Raw genomic sequence first — 16,170 nt, 5'->3', positions numbered from 1 at the left:
CAGATTTTTGTCAAAACTCAACAATCTTTCTGGAACATCCGTCAATCCGTATACGGGATGTAAATTTCATGTTTTAACTAAAGCACGCCAATCATTAAAAAAGGCAAAAACCCGGATTGCCGGGATGCTGATTTATTCTCGAATCTGCTTTAATTGATTTACATCGGCCGTGCCGCGGCTTGGTCTTGCGAACGATTACGAGATGTCCACGGGAGAACTTCACGATGGCGACGTTGAACATCAACAACCGGTCGGTGGAGGTCGATGCCGATCCGTCGACACCGGTGCTCTGGGTGCTGCGCGACAACCTCGGCCTGACCGGCACCAAGTTCGGCTGCGGCACCGGCGACTGCGGCGCGTGCACCGTGCACGTCGACGGCCGGCCCGTGCATAGCTGCACGCTGGCGCTGCAGGCGGTGGGAAACGCGCGCATCACGACGTCCGAGCACCTCGCGGGCGATGCAATCGGCAAGGCTGTCCTCGACGCGTGGGTCCGCCACGACGTCGCGCAATGCGGTTACTGCCAGAGCGGCCAGATGATGAGCGCGGTCGGGCTGCTGCGCGGCAACAAGGCGCCCACCGATGCCGACATCGACGGCGCGATGGCCGGCAACCTGTGCCGTTGCGCAACCTACCAGCGCATCCGCGCCGCGATTCACGATGCAGCCAGCGCGCTTGCCTGAGCCTGCCGGGAGACTGTGATCATGCGTATCCGTACCGCCGTTCGCCTGGCTAACACCGACACCCCTACCCTCGACGCTTCGCCGGTCGCCGGAGCCGGTTCTCCGATGCTCGGCCGGCGCGATTTCCTGAAACTCACGATGGCGGCGAGCGGCTGTCTCGCACTCGGCATCGCGCCGACGCGCGCCAGCGCCGAAGCCGGCAGGCCCCTTCTGACTTCGCCACCTCAAGCATTCCTGATCATCGAACCTGACAACACGGTGACGGTGGCCGTCAACCGGACGGAGTCCGGCCAGGGCGTCAGCACCGCGCTGCCGATGGCGCTGGCCGACGAACTCGATGCCGACTGGCACAACGTGCGCACCGTGCTCGCGCCGGCCGGCGAGCCGTACAAGGATCCGGTGACCGGGATCCAGATGACGGGCGGCTCGACGTCGATCAACCACTCGTTCACGCAATACCGCGAACTCGGCGCATCGGCCCGCGCGATGCTCGTTGCTGCGGCCGCCCGGCGCTGGAACGTCGATCCGGCCACGTGCCGGACCGCGCATGGCGTCGTGACGTCCGGCAGCCACAGTGCGACCTACGGCGAACTCGCGCCGGACGCGATGGCAATGCCGGTGCCGCAGCACGTGCCGCTGAAGTCGCCCGACCAGTTCCGCATCATCGGCAAGCCGACCCCGCGCGTCGAATCGCGCGCCGTGCTCGACGGCACGCTCAAGTACGGGATGGACTGGCGCCTGCCGGACATGATGGTGGCGGTGGTCGCGCGCCCGCCGCGCTTCGGCGGACAGGTCGCGAGCTACAACGCCGCAGCGGCCCGGGCCGTCAAAGGCGTGGTCGAGGTCGTGGAAATCCCGACCGATCGCGGCGGCACCGGCGTGGCCGTGATCGCGAACGGCTACTGGCCGGCCAAACTCGGTCGCGACGCGCTGCAGGTCACGTGGAAGGACACCGGCTCGACCGTCACGTCCGCCGAACAGATGCAGGCGTACAAGCAGCTCGCCGGTACGCCCGGCACCGTGGTGCGCACAGCCGATGCCGGCAACGCGCCGCCGGCCGCGACGCGCATCCGGAAGGACTACGAATTTCCATATCTTGCGCATGCGCCGATGGAACCGCTCAGCTGCACGGTCGACGTCGGCCCGCCGAGCTGCGCGTGCGGGATCAAGATCTGGGGCGGCTCGGCGATGCAGACGACCGATCGCGCCGCGGTCGCGAAGGCACTCGGCGTCGCGCCCGGGAAAGTCCAGATCTTCACGATGATGTCGGGCGGCGACTACGGCCGGCGCTCGACGCCAACGTCGGATTACGTGGTCGAAGCCGCCCGCGTGTCGGCCGCGTACCTGGCGGCCGGCCACCTGGGCCCCGTCAAGACGATCTGGACGCGCGAGGACGATCTGCGCGGCGGTTATTACCGCCCGATGGTGCTGCATCGCGTCGACATCGGCGTCGACGGCAGCGGCGCGGTGCGGGACTGGCAGCACGTCGTCGTCGGCCAGTCGGTGCTGAAGGGTTCGCCGCTCGAGCGCACGACGATTCGCAAGAGCGGCACCGATCCCGACCTGACCGAAGGCGTGGCGAACAGCCCGTACGGTTTCCCGATGCGGGTGTCGGTCCACCAGCCGGACGTCGACGTACCGGTCCAGTCATGGCGCTCGGGCGGCAATACGCATACGGCGTTCGTGATGGAGACACTCGTCGACGAACTCGCGCACTCGGCCCGCCAGGACCCGGTCGCCTACCGGATGGCGCGGCTCTCCGGTCCCGAGCACACGCACCATCGCCAAGCGCTTGCGCTGGCCGTCGACAAGTCGGGCTACGGCACGCGCAGGCTGCCCGCCGGGCACGCGTGGGGCGTCGCGATGCACGAAACGGCCGGCACGGTCGTCGCGTACGTAACGGAAGTGTCGATCGAAGCGCAGCAACCACGCGTGCATCGCGTGACGGCAGGCGTGCATGCCGGCCGCATCGTGAACCCGACCGGCGCCGAAGCGCAGATCCAGGGCGGTGCGTTGTTCGGCCTCGCGACGACGAAGCCTGGTTTCGCGATCGACGTCGAGCACGGCGCGGTCCGCAACGCCGGGTTCGCCGACTACTCGCCGGTGCGGATGCAGGAAGCGGCGCCGGTGGACGTGTTCTTTGTTCCGTCGGACGCGCATCCGACCGGGTTGAGCGAAGCCGGGGTGCCGCCGATCGCGCCGGCGGTCGCCAACGGCGCGTTCGTGCTGACCGGCGAGCGGCTGCATGCGTTGCCGTTCGCGCCGATGCTGGTTGCGTCGAACGCGCCCGTGCTGCCTGCCGCGACGGCCGCCGAAGACGATCCGTACGCCGACCTGCCGGCCGGCGGCTGCCGAATGCCGCGCAAGGCGAAGACGGCCGCGTTGAAGCCGAAGGTCAGTCAAAGCCAGGCGGGCGTCGGGCAAGGAAACGCCGTGCCCAGGTTCCTCCGGCCAAAGCGGAGAGCAGGCATCCCGTGCGTCGACGATCTCAAGAAGCCAACGACGACCTGATGCCCCTTCTCGGAGCCCCAACGGCTCCGGGCTCGAGATTGAATGTCGCTGGCGAATGCCCTGCGACCCTGCGAAAAGCCCTGGCCACGTCAACGTGCGGTCAGGGCGAGAAGGGACAGGCTTCGGCGAGCTGGTCTTCTGATTTCAGCGATTCCGGGAATCGCCGACAAGCGGGGAAGGCGCGCAGGAATGGAGGGCATCGAGCTGATCGACGGCGCGGGTCACTGGATCCAACAGGAGCAGCCGGTTCGGCTCGGCGAGCTCCTGCTCGCCTTCGCCAAGGAGGTGGTTGGGGCGGATCACACCCGCAGTTGGGTCGGGGAATGGCTATCGTGGCTCTTGAAAATATCGCGTGGCGTCCAGACTACCGCCCCGCCAGGTCCGTCACGTTTCAGTGGCGCTCGCGGCGATACGCTCGACACTTGTTCTGCGATCTGCCGCCCCGGTCGTTTTCATCGCTGTTCCTGCAGTGCAGCAAAATGAGTATCCTATTGCCCGTACGGCCCCGATGCGTGGCGCACTCGAAGGCGTGATCCTCCCGATCATGGTGCCTTTGCTCGGACCAGACGTCGGCGCCAGCCGGCGTGTCGCACCATCCGGATTCGAGGCGCCTGCCCCGGCGCGGCCCACGCGATGATGTGCCATGACCAACATGAGAGATGGAATGACGACTGCATTCGACGAGGCGACAACGGCGGCGATCGCCGCGTTTGCCCAATTGGATTTCTACACGGCTGTGCAAGCGATGCGCGCCGAAGCCGATTACGACCACGAACGAGACCAGTGGATCTCGCGCTACATCGACGAGCACGGCGGCGGTGCGGACGATGCAGCATACGACGCCTTGCACGCGCAGGCCCAGGCATCACCGGAATACGCGCAGTTCGTCGATGCGGTTCGCCGGGAAATCCTGGAATACTTCGGCGTGACCGACGATCAACTCGACGGGATGGTCGTGCTGCGCAATGACGACAGCGATGAGCTTTGGGCGGAAGTCAACCGGCAACGGAGCGCGCTGGGAACCGGTGAAGTGCGCGGAGATCTCTGACCATTGCTTGCCATTGGGGTCTAAAGTCGTGCGGGGTGCGGCGTGCGTGGCGAGAGCCAGGTCAGTCACGTGGTGCGCCGGTCTCTTAGTTGCTGCAACTGATCCGCTAACGAAGGACCAGCTTTCGGATCTTCGGAACCAAAGCCGTCGGCGGTATCCGGAATTTCGTGTGCGAGGCGGGTTGAGACCCAGACTCCAATGATGAATCGTTCCGGGTAAAGCAGGGCGAAGTGGGTCATGACGCTCTTCCAGTCGCGCCCGCTTGCACGCTCTTGCCCGGACGTCCCAACGAGTGCAGACCGAATCGCATCGTCCTCCACGGCAACAAGCGGACGACGGCGATCTCGCTTGCATTCGCCCGGACTTCGCATTCCTGAACGAACCCCGCCACGAAGACGACCGCAAAGCATCGTGCGGCGATCGTCACCAGGCGAGCCCCGTGCCATTCATTCCTTATTTGGATGACCGGCACCCACCCTCGCCCTGAAGAACACCCGCGGAACTTCCGACCGCTCCTGTCCGCTTTGCATTCCGTTGGCGACCAGCCCCTGCGCCGAGGCGGCGGCAACCCTCGTTGCGTCGTCTCCGGCTGCATGCATTTGCGCAAGCGGGCTGAGCACCGACAGCCGAAGCGCCATCCGGGCGATGCCGGGCACCGCGTACGCCCCTGGACCGACGCGTATCGGGCGACGCCATCACCACCGCACACCTTCCGATGCATGCCGCCCCATCGTGTCATCGGGCAGCTCAATTCGTGCGGTAACATTGCGATTCGATGGAGCAACCAGCAGGATTCAAAGCGGACACCATGACTCAAGAATCCATCCAGTCCCGCCCTGATCGAGCTGTTACGCCGCTGTCTCTATCGGTCGCCAGCGATTCCGTTGATACAAGCGGGCCCCTTTCCGGTCCCGGGCCACACGGCACCTCCGGTACACCTGCCGCCGGTACGCTCGACGCACCGAAGCACGCCGCCACTTTCCGCACCGCTTCGGCCGCCGCTGATCCGGGCACCACGCACCCGGCCCGGCCGCGTATTTCCCCTGACGCCACGGCACTCAAACCGCACAACGTCCCCGTCGCGAATCGGCGCAACGCCACGCTTGGGAGCACGAAATGAAGCTCGGAGGGCTGGGCCGCAAGATTGCAGTGTCGATGGCGGAGCTGGCGCTCGGCATCATGCTGATCGTCGTGCTGATGGTCTATGCGTTCTACTACGTGATGCTCCGGCACTGGAGCGCGTTTTGCAACCAGGCGAGCTGGATTCCGTCGAACCCCGAGTTGGTATGCCTGGGCATCACGCTCCTGCTCGGCCTGATACTCGCGATCGTCGTGTCGACCCGGCTCGCGCATCGCATTCTGGTGCCGCTCAACTCCGTCGCGGACAGCATTCGCCGTGTCGCCAAGGGCGACCTGACCGCACGCGCCGTCGCCGGCGATCGATCGATTCGCGAAGCCGCACTGATCGCGGACGACTTCAATGCGCTCGCGGCCCAGCTGCAGCGCATGACGGACGAACAGGCATTCTGGAATGCCGCGATCGCTCACGAACTGCGTACGCCGGTCACGGTCCTGCGCGGGCGGTTGCAGGGGCTGGCGGAAGGTGTCTTCCAGCCGGGCGAGGCGCTGTTCCGGAACCTGCTGACCCAGGCGGAAGGACTGACGCGCCTGATCGAGGATCTCCGCGTGATCAGCCTCGCCGAAAGCGGGCATCTGAGCGTCAGCATCCAGGAGACCGACCTGGCCGCACACGTCAAGGCAGCCGTCGAGATGTTCGAGGATTCGCTGGCCGCGGCCGGTCAACACATGGTGCTCGATCTCGATACGCGGCCCGTACACTGCGACCCGTTCCGGATGCGTCAGGCGCTGCTCGCGCTGCTGGAGAATGCGCGGCGCTATGCGGTGCCCGGCGCGATACGCATTCGCACGCGCGTCGAAAACGGTACGTGTCACTTGCAGGTCGAAGACGAGGGGCCGGGCATTCCGGCCGATTGCGCGGCCCAGATTTTCGATGCATTCCGGCGCGTGGACGATACGCATTCCAGCCAGAAAGGCGGCAGCGGCCTGGGGCTGGCCGTGGTCGCGGCCATCGCGCAGGCGCACGACGGCGAGGCGTCCTGCCGCCCGACGGCGTGCGGCGGCACGGCGTTCGAGTTGCGCTGGCCCAGCAGCCCCGCATCGCAGCGCATCGCGACGCCGAACCGGAAGGACGCGGCGTCCACCACCCGGGGCACCGCCGATACCGATCCGCGCTGAACCGTTCGGCGCGCGGCCGACGCGCCCGTTGCGCCGGCCTGCCGCCTCGCAGCGCGGCGCACGCGCCCTCCACCGCTGAACGGGAGGTGCGCGTGGCCCGCGCAATGCGCCCGCCGCCCGCTCCAACGCGAACCTCGCGATAGCAGCCCCGAGCGCACGGCCGGGCATCCCGATGGCACGCACGGCAATCGGGATTTCGTCAGACGATTGTGGCGATCCGGGATTTCCGCGCCGCCCATCGCGCTTCCGGATACCGCCGAGCCACCTCGGAGTCCGTCATCTTCGGGCGCCACCCGCCTCCGCATCCCCCTCCCGCGATTCTTTCGCGCCCTCCATCAAACCTCCATCTTTTCGCACAAAAAACTCCATCGGGCGCACGCACACTGCGAACCGAAAATGCGGGCCATTGGGTGCCTGCGTCCCAAGGAGTCCACATGAAGAACCAGAAACGATGCTGCTACAGCGCCGTGTGCGCGCTGGTGGCGGCGATGCTGGCGGGCTGCGGGCCCGCCGAACAGCAGGCCGCCGCGCCGGCCACCCCGGTCGCAGCGATGACGCTCGCCGGTTCGCCGCTCGACCTGACCGAAGACCTGCCGGGCCGCGTCGCGGCCGTCCGGATCGCCGAGATCCGGCCGCAGGTCAGCGGCATCGTGCAGCGACGGCTGTTCGAACAAGGCACGGAAGTGCGTGCCGGCCAGCCGCTGTTCCAGATCAACCCGGCGCCGTTCAAGGCCGACATGGACACGGCCGCAGCGGCCCTGCAACGCGCGGAAGCCGCGCTCGAACGCGCCAAGGTGCAGACCACCCGGCTCAAGCCGCTGGTCGAGGCCGACGCGATCAGCCGTCAGGTCTACGACGACTCGGCGTCGCAACGCGACCAGGCTGCCGCCGACGTCGCGCAGGCTCGCGCGACGCTCGCACGACGCCAGCTCGACCTGAAGTTCGCGACCGTCGAAGCGCCGATCACCGGCCGCATCGACCAGGCGCTCGTGACCGAGGGTGCGCTGGTCGCGAGCAGCGACAGCCAGCCGATGGCACGCATCCAGCAGATCGACCAGGTCTACGTGGACGTGCGCCAGCCGGCCGCGTCGCTCGAATCGCTGCGCGGCGCGCTCACGGCGCAGCCGGACACCGCGGGCAACGGGCTGCCGGTCGACGTGCTGCGCGACGACGACTCGCGCTACGACGTGAAGGGCCGCATGCTGTTCTCGGGCGTCAACGTCGACCCGGGCACCGGCGACGTGCTGCTGCGCGTGCTGGTCGACAACCCGAAGCGCGAGCTGCTGCCGGGCATGTACGTGCGAGCCCGCATCCCGCGTGGGCACTACGACAACGCACTGACCGTGCCGCAACAGGCGATCATCCGCGCGGGCGGCAAGCCGCAGGTCTGGGTGCTCGACGCGAAGAGCCAGGCGCATCTGAAGGCCGTCGAAGTGGGCGAGCTGACGAACCGCAGCTACCGCATCAAGTCGGGCCTGCAGGCGGGCCAGAAGGTCGTCGTCGAAGGCATGGAGCGCCTGAGCGACGGCGCGACCGTGACGGCGACTGAATGGAAGGCGCCTGAAGCGGTCAAGACCGCTTCCTCGCACTGAGTCACGGGGAGTCTCCAGTCATGTCCCAATTCTTCATCCGGCGCCCGGTCTTCGCGTGGGTGATCGCCCTCTTCATCATCCTGCTGGGCCTGATCGCCATCCCCGAACTGCCGGTTGCGCGCTATCCGTCGGTCGCGCCGCCGACCGTCACCATTACCGCCACCTACCCGGGCGCCACGCCGCAGACGATGAGCGACAGCGTGCTGAGCCTCATCGAGCGCGAGCTCTCCGGTGTGCGGAACCTGCTGTACTTCGAATCGTCGGCGGATACCTCCGGCCAGGCGCAGATCACCGCGACCTTCAAGCCCGGCACCGATTCGGCGATGGCGCAGGTCGAAGTGCAGAACAAGCTCAAGTCGGTCGAGCCGCGCCTGCCGCCGGTCGTGCGGCAAAACGGCGTGATCGTGCAGTCGGCCGCCACGGGCTTCCTGTTGTTCGTCGGCCTCAAGTCGGAAAGCGGCCGCTACGACGAAAACGCACTCGCCGACTACATGGCGCGCAACGTCGTCGAGGATCTGCGGCGTGTCGAAGGCGTCGGCAAGGTGCAGCTGTTCGGCTCCGAACAGGCAATGCGCATCTGGGTCGATCCGCAGAAGCTGATCACCTACGGCCTGTCGATGAACGACCTGACCACGGCCGTCAGCCAGCAGAACGTGCAGATCGCCCCGGGCAGCCTCGGTGCGGCGCCCGCGCGGCCCGGCCAGCGCGTGACGGTACCGCTCACCGCGCAAGGCCAGCTCACGTCGCCGGAGCAGTTCGCGAAGATCGTGCTGCGCGCGAATGCGAACGGCTCGAAGGTCGTGCTCGGCGATGTCGCGCGGGTCGAACTCGGCCCGCAGGCGTTCACCTTCGTCAACAGCGAGAATGGCAAGCCCGCCACCTTCGCGGGCGTGCAGCTGGCGCCCGGCGCCAATGCGGTGAAGACCGCGGAGGCCGTGCGCGAGCAACTGGACATGATCGCCAAGACCATGCCGGCCGGCATGACCTACTCGATCCCGTTCGATACCGCGCCGTTCGTGAAGATCTCGATCGAGAAGGTGGTTCACACGCTGCTCGAAGCGATGGTGCTCGTGTTCCTGGTGATGTACCTGTTCCTGCAGAACGTGCGCTACACGCTGATCCCGGCGATCGTCGCGCCGGTGGCGATGCTCGGCACCTTCACGGTCATGCTGATGACGGGCTTCTCGATCAACGTGCTGACGATGTTCGGCATGGTGCTCGCGATCGGCATCATCGTCGACGATGCGATCGTCGTCGTGGAGAACGTCGAACGCCTGATGGTGGAAGAAGGCCTGTCGCCGAAGGACGCGACGATCAAGGCCATGAAGGAAATCACCGGCGCGATCATCGGCATCACGCTGGTGCTGACGGCCGTGTTCCTGCCGATGGCAATGTCGAGCGGCTCGGTCGGCGTGATCTATCAGCAGTTCACGCTGTCGATGGCCGTGTCGATCATGTTCTCGGCCCTGCTCGCGCTGACGCTGACGCCGGCCCTGTGCGCAACGATGCTCAAGCCGGTCGAGCACGGCCACCACGAGAAGCGCGGCTTCTTCGGCTGGTTCAACCGCCGCTTCGACCGCCTCACGCAATGGTACGAGACGCGCGTCGGCCGGCTGGTCGGCCGCACGGGCCGCGTGATGCTGCTGTTCGTCGCGATTTCCGCTGCGCTGGTGTTCGGCTTCCGCATGCTGCCGTCGTCGTTCCTGCCCGAGGAGGACCAGGGCTACTTCATGACCGGCTTCCTGCTCCCGGCGGATTCGACCGTCGAGCGCACGGGTGACGTGGTCAAGACCCTCGAGAAGCATCTCGCGTCGCGTCCGGCGATCCAGTCGAGCATCTCCATCATCGGCTACGGCTTCTCCGGCCTCGGCTCCAACGCGGCACTGAACTACGCGGTGCTCAAGGACTGGGACAAGCGCGAAGGTTCGTCCACGCTGGAAGAAGCCATGCACGCGCAGGCCGCGATGGGCGGCGTGACCGAAGGTACGGTCATGAGCCTGTTGCCGCCGGCAATCGACGGGCTGGGTACCAGCTCGGGCTTCACGATGCGCCTGCAGGATCGCGCCAACCAGGGCTACGCAGCGCTCAAGGCGGCCGAAACCAAGCTGCTCGAACTGGCCGCGCAAAGCAAGGTGGTGACCGGCGTCTATCCGGACAGCCTGCCGGCCGGCACGAGCGTGCGGCTGGACATCGACCGCGAGAAGGCCGAAGCGCTGGGCGTGTCGTTCACGACCATCAGCGACACGCTGTCGGCCGCGATGGGTTCGACCTACGTGAACGACTTCCCGAACGCGGGCCGCATGCAGCAGGTGATCATCCAGGCCGATGCGCCGGCACGCATGCAGATCGAGAACGTGATGAAGCTCTACGTGCGCAACGCGACCGGCGGCATGGTGCCGCTGTCCGAAGTGGTGCGTCCGGTCTGGTCGGAAGCCCCGCTCCAGATGGTGCGCTTCCAGGGTTATCCGTCCGCGCGTATCTCCGGCGGTTCGGCCCCCGGCTACTCCAGCGGCGCGGCAATGGCCGAGATGGAGCGTCTGGCCGCGCAGTTGCCGCCGGGCTTCACGGTGGCGTGGACCGGCCAGTCGCTGCAGGAGCGTGAGTCGGCTTCGCAGGCGCCGATGCTGATGGCGTTGTCGATGGTCGTCGTGTTCCTCGTGCTCGCGGCGCTCTACGAGAGCTGGGCGATTCCGTTGTCGGTGATGCTGGTGGTGCCGCTCGGCCTGATCGGCGCACTCGCCGCGGTGATGCTCCGCGGGCTGCCGAACGACGTGTTCTTCAAGGTCGGGATGATCACCGTGATCGGCCTGTCGGCGAAGAACGCGATCCTGATCGTGGAGTTCGCGAAACAGCTGCGCGAGGAAGGCAAGGGGCTGATCGAGGCTGCCGTGCAGGCGTCCAAGCTGCGCCTGCGCCCGATCCTGATGACGTCGCTCGCGTTCGGGCTCGGCGTGGTGCCACTCGTCATCGCCTCCGGCGCCAGCTCCGAGACGCAGCACGCGATCGGCACCGGCGTGCTGGGCGGCATGATCACCGCCACCGTGCTGGCCATTTTCTTCGTTCCGGTTTTCTTCGTGTTCGTGATGAGCATCCAGGAACGCATCTCGGCATGGCTCGCATCCGGCAAGAAGCGCGCCACCGTGACCCCCGAACAAGAAGGTTGATGCCATGCGATTACTCATTCTTTCCGCTGCGGTTTCCGCCGCGCTCGCGCTGTCGGCGTGCTCGATGGCGCCGAAGCTGGTCAGGCCCGAGATGCCGGTGCCGACCGCCTATACCACCGCTGCCGCGGCCGGCCCGCAAGCGAACGCGGCCGATCTCGGCTGGCGCACGATGTTCGGCGACCGTCGCCTGCAGCGCCTGATCGAGCTCGCGCTCGAGAACAACCGCGACCTGCGCCTGGCCGCGCTGAACGTCCAGGCCGCCGAAGCGCAGTACGGCATCCAGCGTTCCGCGCGCCTGCCGTCGATCGGCGCCGGCGCGAGCTTCACGCGCCAGCGCACGGCCGCCGACTCGCAATCGAACCCGCCGCTGCTCGAAAACACGCAGAACCAGTACGGCGTGAACGTCGGTCTCAGCGCATTCGAGATCGACCTGTTCGGCCGCGTGAAGTCGCTGTCCGATGCGGCGTTCGCGCGCTACCTCGCGACCGATCACGGCCGCCGGGCGGTGCAGATCACGCTCGTCGGCTCCGTGGCCAACGCGTATTTCACCGAGCGTCTCGCGCAAGAGCAGCGCGCGCTGTCCGAACGCACGCTGAACGACTGGCGCCAGTCGCTCGACCTCGCGCGCCGCCTCAAGCTCGCCGACCAGGCGAGCGGCGTCGACATCGCGCAGGCCGAAGGCCAGGTCGCGAGCGCCAGCGCCGATCTCGAGGCGCGTTCGCGCGCCGTCGAGCAGGCGGGCAATGCGCTGCGGCTGCTGGTCGGCACCGACCTGCCGAAGACCCTGCCCGATCCGCTGTCGCTGGAGCGCCAGCCGGTGATGACTCAACTGCCGGCCGGACTGCCGTCGGAATTGCTGTACCGCCGGCCGGACATCCAGCAGGCCGAGCAGAATCTCGTCGCCGCCAACGCCGACATCGGCGCGGCGCGCGCGGCATTCTTCCCGCGCCTGTCGCTGACTTCTTCGATCGGCTTCCTCAGCCCGGGGCTGGGCAGCCTGTTCGACGGCGGCCAGCGCGTGTGGAGCTTCGCACCGCAGGTCACGCTGCCGATCTTCCAGGGCGGCCGGCTGCGTTCCGAGCTGAATCTCGCGGAGGTGCGCAAGTCCAGCGCGGTCGTCGAGTACGAACGCTCGATCCAGACCGCGTTCCGCGAAGTGGCCGACGGGCTCGCCGGGCGCGAGACCTTCAGCCGCCAGATCGACGCGCAGGCCAAGGTCGTCAAGAGCGCCGAACGCCGCACCGATCTCGTGAACCTGCGCTATCGCGCCGGCATCGAGGATCGGCTGGAACTGCTCGACTCGCAGCGACAGCTGTATGCCGCGCGCCAGGCGTTGCTGGATCTGCGCAACGCCGAACTGGACAACGCGGTCGCGCTCTACAAGGCGCTCGGTGGCGGGCTGACCGACACCGACGTGCCTCCCGCCAACAGCGTGGCAAAAAACTGAGCAATGGGCCGTCGCCAATCCGTTCGCGACGACTGAAAGCACGGTGAAGTCCGGCGGCGCACGTGCCGCGCCGCCGGCCCGCCCAAGGTCACGCTCACTTCCAGTGAACCCGATGAACCCTCTGATACTCATAGCCGAAGACGATCCGGAGATCGCCGACATACTCGACGCGTACCTCGCCCACGACGGCTTTCGCACCTACCGCGTCGGTCACGGCCAGGCCGTGCTCGACGTGCAGCCCGTGCTGAAGCCCGACCTGATCCTCCTCGACGTCAGGATGCCGAAGAAGGACGGCTGGGAAGTCCTGGTCGAACTGCGCCGCCGCAGCGACACGCCGATCGTCATCATCACGGCGCTCGACCGCGAGATCGATCGCTTGCAGGGGCTGCGTTTCGGCGCGGACGACTACATCACGAAGCCGTTCAATCCGGCCGAGGTGGTCGCGCGCATCCGCGCGATCCTGCGTCGCATCGAAACGGCCACGTCCGGGCGCTTCATCAAGATCGGCAACCTTGAAATCGACACGCAAAGCTATCTGACCACGGTCCGCACGGATGCAGGGGAAACCAGCGTCTCGCTGACGCTGACCGAATTCCGGCTGCTCACGCACCTGGCCGGCTCGCCGAACCGCGTGTTCACGCGCAGCGAACTGATCGACGCCTGCCTCGCCGACGTCGATGCGCTGGAGCGTACCGTCGACAGCCATATCAGCCGGCTGCGCAAGAAGCTCGAATGCGCGGGCGCGTCCGGGATGCCGGAGGTGATGCGCGGGGTCGGCTACCGGCTGCGCAGCACCCAGTGAACGCACGCCCAGGATCGCGGCGGCGCGTGGTGCGGATCGTCGGCCTCCTGACGGTCGCTGTCGTGCTGACGATCGCGACCGGATGGTTCGTCGCCTACGGCCTGATCCTGGCCGTTTCGTCTCCTGCGACCGACAACCCGATCGCGGTTGTGATCCGGGAGACGCCGAGCTATCTGATGCTTGCGGCCGTCTTGCTGGCCGCGCTGGTCGCGACGATCGTCGACCTCGTCAGACTGGCGCGCAGAACGGGCTTATAGCAGCAGGCCGACGCTCATCGCACGCCTGCGGCCGCGCTGCGATTCCTTTGTTTTTTAATCGGGTTGTTTCCTTAATCAAGATAAAAATTGGATTTTTGACTTAATTACCGGAAAACATTTTTTTTCCAGAGATCTGATCAACTGCATGCGCGCAGCGAGGTACGAAATGAGAAATCAGGGAAATGTCGCTTCGTCAATCGATGGCGATTCCAGCGAACTGGAAAGAAGCGACGATTCACTGATCGGCTGCATAACGTTGATTCCGACCGACGCAATCGAACCGGAAGAACGCTGGCGCCACATGATGCACTCACTCAACGCATGCAGCGACGGCGCGCGAATCGACCGGCAGCGCAAGGATTGCGCACTGGATTCACGTGGAAAAATGACTTCAGGCGATCGATCGAGGTGCAGCGCAACGATCGACATTCTTGATCAACCGACGTCCAGCACGGTGGTGCTTTCGTGGCGGGATTCGGCTGGCGGACATTATGGCTACCAAAATTGGCATAAAGGATTTGCCAGACGGCCAGGGTTATGCGCGATGAGCGGAATGCCCATCACCCCGGGCGACGAGATTTTTCGGCCAAGCGTGCGAAATGGCCGACCGACGAACTGGTCCGCGATGATTCTCGCGATTCACATCGCCTGCATCGACTTTGCCCGGATCACGAAATAGAAGCGGCTCCCTTCACACTCCCAGCCGGGCGCTAACGCTGTCCGGCTCCTGGAAACCGGGCCTCTCATTGCGCCTTCCGTCCGACTGAAGCGCTGATGGGCAGCTCATCACCGAAGCGCTGGCAACAGAACCATCACCATGGCTATTTTCGAATTGATGATCGCGCTGCTACTGGCGATCCTTGTCTTGCACTATGTCGGGCATAAGCTCGGGCTCCCCCCTGCCGTCGCACTGATCATCGGTGGCGGTTTCATCGCCTTTCTGCCCGGCCTGCCCGAGGTGCATATCGATCCGGAACTGGTGCTGGTGATTTTCCTGCCCCCGTTGCTGATGGACAGCGCCCTGGGCATTTCACTCGACCACCTGCGCCGGCACATGCTGGGCGTCGGGGCACTGGCGATCGGTGCGGTGCTCTTCACCACGGTCGTGGTGGCCCTCGTCACCCACTGGCTCGTGCCCTCCCTGCCCTGGGCGGCTTGCGCGGCCTTGGGCGCACTGGTCGCGCCGCCGGATGCGGTGTCGGCCCGCGCCGCGCTGCAGCAAGTCAAACTGCCGCGCCGCCTCCTGATCCTCCTGGAGGGCGAGAGCCTGTTCAACGACGCGACGGGCCTCGTGCTGTTCCGCTTTGCGGTGGCAGCGGGCGTGACGGGCCTGTTCAGTCCGGCCGAAGCCCTTGGCAGCTTCGCACTGCTGGCGCTGGGTGGCGCACTGGTCGGCGCCTTCGTGGGTGGCGCCTGGGTGATCCTGACGCGCCATCTCGACGAAGATAGCCTGGTCATCGCCGCCGGCCCGCTATGTGCGTGGGGCTCCTATCTTCTGGCCGAACGCTTCCACGTCTCGGGGGTGATCGCCACCGTGACGACGGGCCTCATCTGTGCCTGGTTCCAGCATCGCGTGCTCAACGCGTCGGCGCGCCTGTACGGCACGGGCTTCTGGACTGTCACGATCTTCCTGCTCGAAGCGTTCGTCTTCCTGATCATCGGATCCTCGCTGCATGAGGTGATCCAGCGGGGCGACGGGCTCGACACGATGCTCGCGGAGATGGGCGTACCGGTGCTGATCGTCGTTCTTTCCGTCATCCTCGCGCGGTTTGTCTGGGTGTATGCCTCGGACGGCGCGCTCATCCTGCTGCGAAAGTTTCGCGTGACCCGCTTCCAGCCGCTCGGGCTGGCCGATGCCACGGTATTGAGCTGGGCCGGCATGCGAGGGGTGATCACCCTGGCGCTCGCCGCCAGCCTGCCGGACAGTTTTCCGGGGCGCGATTTCATCCTTGTCACGGCCATTGCCGTCATCCTCGCCACCGTGCTGGTGCAGGGACAGACGCTCGGCGCCGTGATCCGCTGGACGGGGCTCGTGGCGCCGGAAAGCGACAAGCCTCGCCTAAGCATGAGCGAGGCGGAGGCCGTGATTGCCAAGGTGCGCCATGAATTGATGGCAAAACTGGCATACAACGAGGCAGGCGAACTCGTTCACCCCATGCTCCTGGACATTCACAAGCACAAGGCCGAGGACATGGCCCGCTATGCGCGGCACGCTGACGAATACAAGCCCCACCTCGATGCACGCTCGGATACCGTGCTGAAATTGATCGCGGCCGGACGGGCCGAGCTCATGCGCCTCTACCGCGCCGGCGACATCGACGAGCACACGCTGCACGAACTGACACGCGACCTCGATCTCGAGGAGCTCAGCGCGATTTCCGCCAAGGCGTGAGGGGATGGCTATCGATGG

12 protein-coding genes are annotated in these 16,170 nt (G+C 66.2%); 11 read left to right on the top strand and 1 reads right to left on the bottom strand.

The window, feature by feature from the left end:
• Positions 1-224 precede the first annotated feature (224 nt).
• The 3 genes from B7G54_RS26180 (at position 225) to B7G54_RS26165 (ending at position 4,242) form a co-directional block, all read left to right on the top strand.
• Positions 225-683 carry a (2Fe-2S)-binding protein gene (locus B7G54_RS26180; RefSeq protein WP_085041705.1) on the top strand — a complete coding sequence of 153 codons (459 nt, stop codon included), beginning with the start codon at positions 225-227 and terminating at the stop codon, positions 681-683.
• Between the two features lie 21 nt (positions 684-704).
• Positions 705-3,194, top strand: a complete 2,490-nt coding sequence (locus tag B7G54_RS26175; protein WP_085041704.1) for a xanthine dehydrogenase family protein molybdopterin-binding subunit — start codon at positions 705-707, stop codon at positions 3,192-3,194.
• A gap of 664 nt (positions 3,195-3,858) precedes the next feature.
• Positions 3,859-4,242 carry an ATP-dependent protease gene (locus B7G54_RS26165; RefSeq protein WP_085041702.1) on the top strand — a complete coding sequence of 128 codons (384 nt, stop codon included), beginning with the start codon at positions 3,859-3,861 and terminating at the stop codon, positions 4,240-4,242.
• A gap of 65 nt (positions 4,243-4,307) precedes the next feature.
• Here the strand turns inward: B7G54_RS26165 and B7G54_RS39835 are convergent, their stop codons facing one another.
• Complete coding sequence (locus B7G54_RS39835) at positions 4,308-4,481, bottom strand: hypothetical protein (protein ID WP_244289435.1); 174 nt, start codon at positions 4,479-4,481, stop codon at positions 4,308-4,310.
• An 877-nt stretch (positions 4,482-5,358) separates the two neighbouring features.
• On the opposite strand from B7G54_RS39835, the gene B7G54_RS26155 reads away from it, so the two are divergent.
• The 8 genes from B7G54_RS26155 to B7G54_RS26120 all read left to right on the top strand — a co-directional run bounded on the left by B7G54_RS26155 (position 5,359) and on the right by B7G54_RS26120 (position 16,152).
• The gene (locus tag B7G54_RS26155; RefSeq protein WP_085041701.1) at positions 5,359-6,498 is read left to right on the top strand and encodes an ATP-binding protein; all 1,140 of its coding nucleotides are present in this window, start codon (positions 5,359-5,361) and stop codon (positions 6,496-6,498) included.
• A 434-nt stretch (positions 6,499-6,932) separates the two neighbouring features.
• The gene (locus B7G54_RS26150; RefSeq protein WP_085041700.1) at positions 6,933-8,090 is read left to right on the top strand and encodes an efflux RND transporter periplasmic adaptor subunit; all 1,158 of its coding nucleotides are present in this window, start codon (positions 6,933-6,935) and stop codon (positions 8,088-8,090) included.
• A 20-nt stretch (positions 8,091-8,110) separates the two neighbouring features.
• Positions 8,111-11,254, top strand: a complete 3,144-nt coding sequence (locus tag B7G54_RS26145) for an efflux RND transporter permease subunit (protein ID WP_085041699.1) — start codon at positions 8,111-8,113, stop codon at positions 11,252-11,254.
• Between the two features lie 4 nt (positions 11,255-11,258).
• Positions 11,259-12,701 carry an efflux transporter outer membrane subunit gene (locus B7G54_RS26140; protein WP_085041698.1) on the top strand — a complete coding sequence of 481 codons (1,443 nt, stop codon included), beginning with the start codon at positions 11,259-11,261 and terminating at the stop codon, positions 12,699-12,701.
• Positions 12,702-12,813: 112 nt separating this feature from the next.
• Positions 12,814-13,503: a response regulator gene (locus B7G54_RS26135; protein ID WP_085041697.1), complete on the top strand. Its 690-nt coding sequence runs from the start codon at positions 12,814-12,816 to the stop codon at positions 13,501-13,503.
• 26 nt (positions 13,504-13,529) lie between these two features.
• On the top strand, positions 13,530-13,760 hold the full coding sequence (locus B7G54_RS26130) for a hypothetical protein (protein ID WP_085041696.1): 231 nt from the start codon (positions 13,530-13,532) through the stop codon (positions 13,758-13,760).
• A gap of 166 nt (positions 13,761-13,926) precedes the next feature.
• Positions 13,927-14,439 carry a DUF3331 domain-containing protein gene (locus B7G54_RS26125; RefSeq protein ID WP_165765623.1) on the top strand — a complete coding sequence of 171 codons (513 nt, stop codon included), beginning with the start codon at positions 13,927-13,929 and terminating at the stop codon, positions 14,437-14,439.
• A gap of 138 nt (positions 14,440-14,577) precedes the next feature.
• Positions 14,578-16,152, top strand: a complete 1,575-nt coding sequence (locus tag B7G54_RS26120) for a Na+/H+ antiporter (RefSeq protein ID WP_085041694.1) — start codon at positions 14,578-14,580, stop codon at positions 16,150-16,152.
• Positions 16,153-16,170 lie beyond the last annotated feature (18 nt).

Origin of the sequence: Burkholderia puraquae (genome assembly GCF_002099195.1) — a bacterium.
GTDB classification, from domain to species: Bacteria; Pseudomonadota; Gammaproteobacteria; order Burkholderiales; family Burkholderiaceae; genus Burkholderia; species Burkholderia puraquae.
This window is presented reverse-complemented; position numbering and strand designations above follow the sequence as displayed.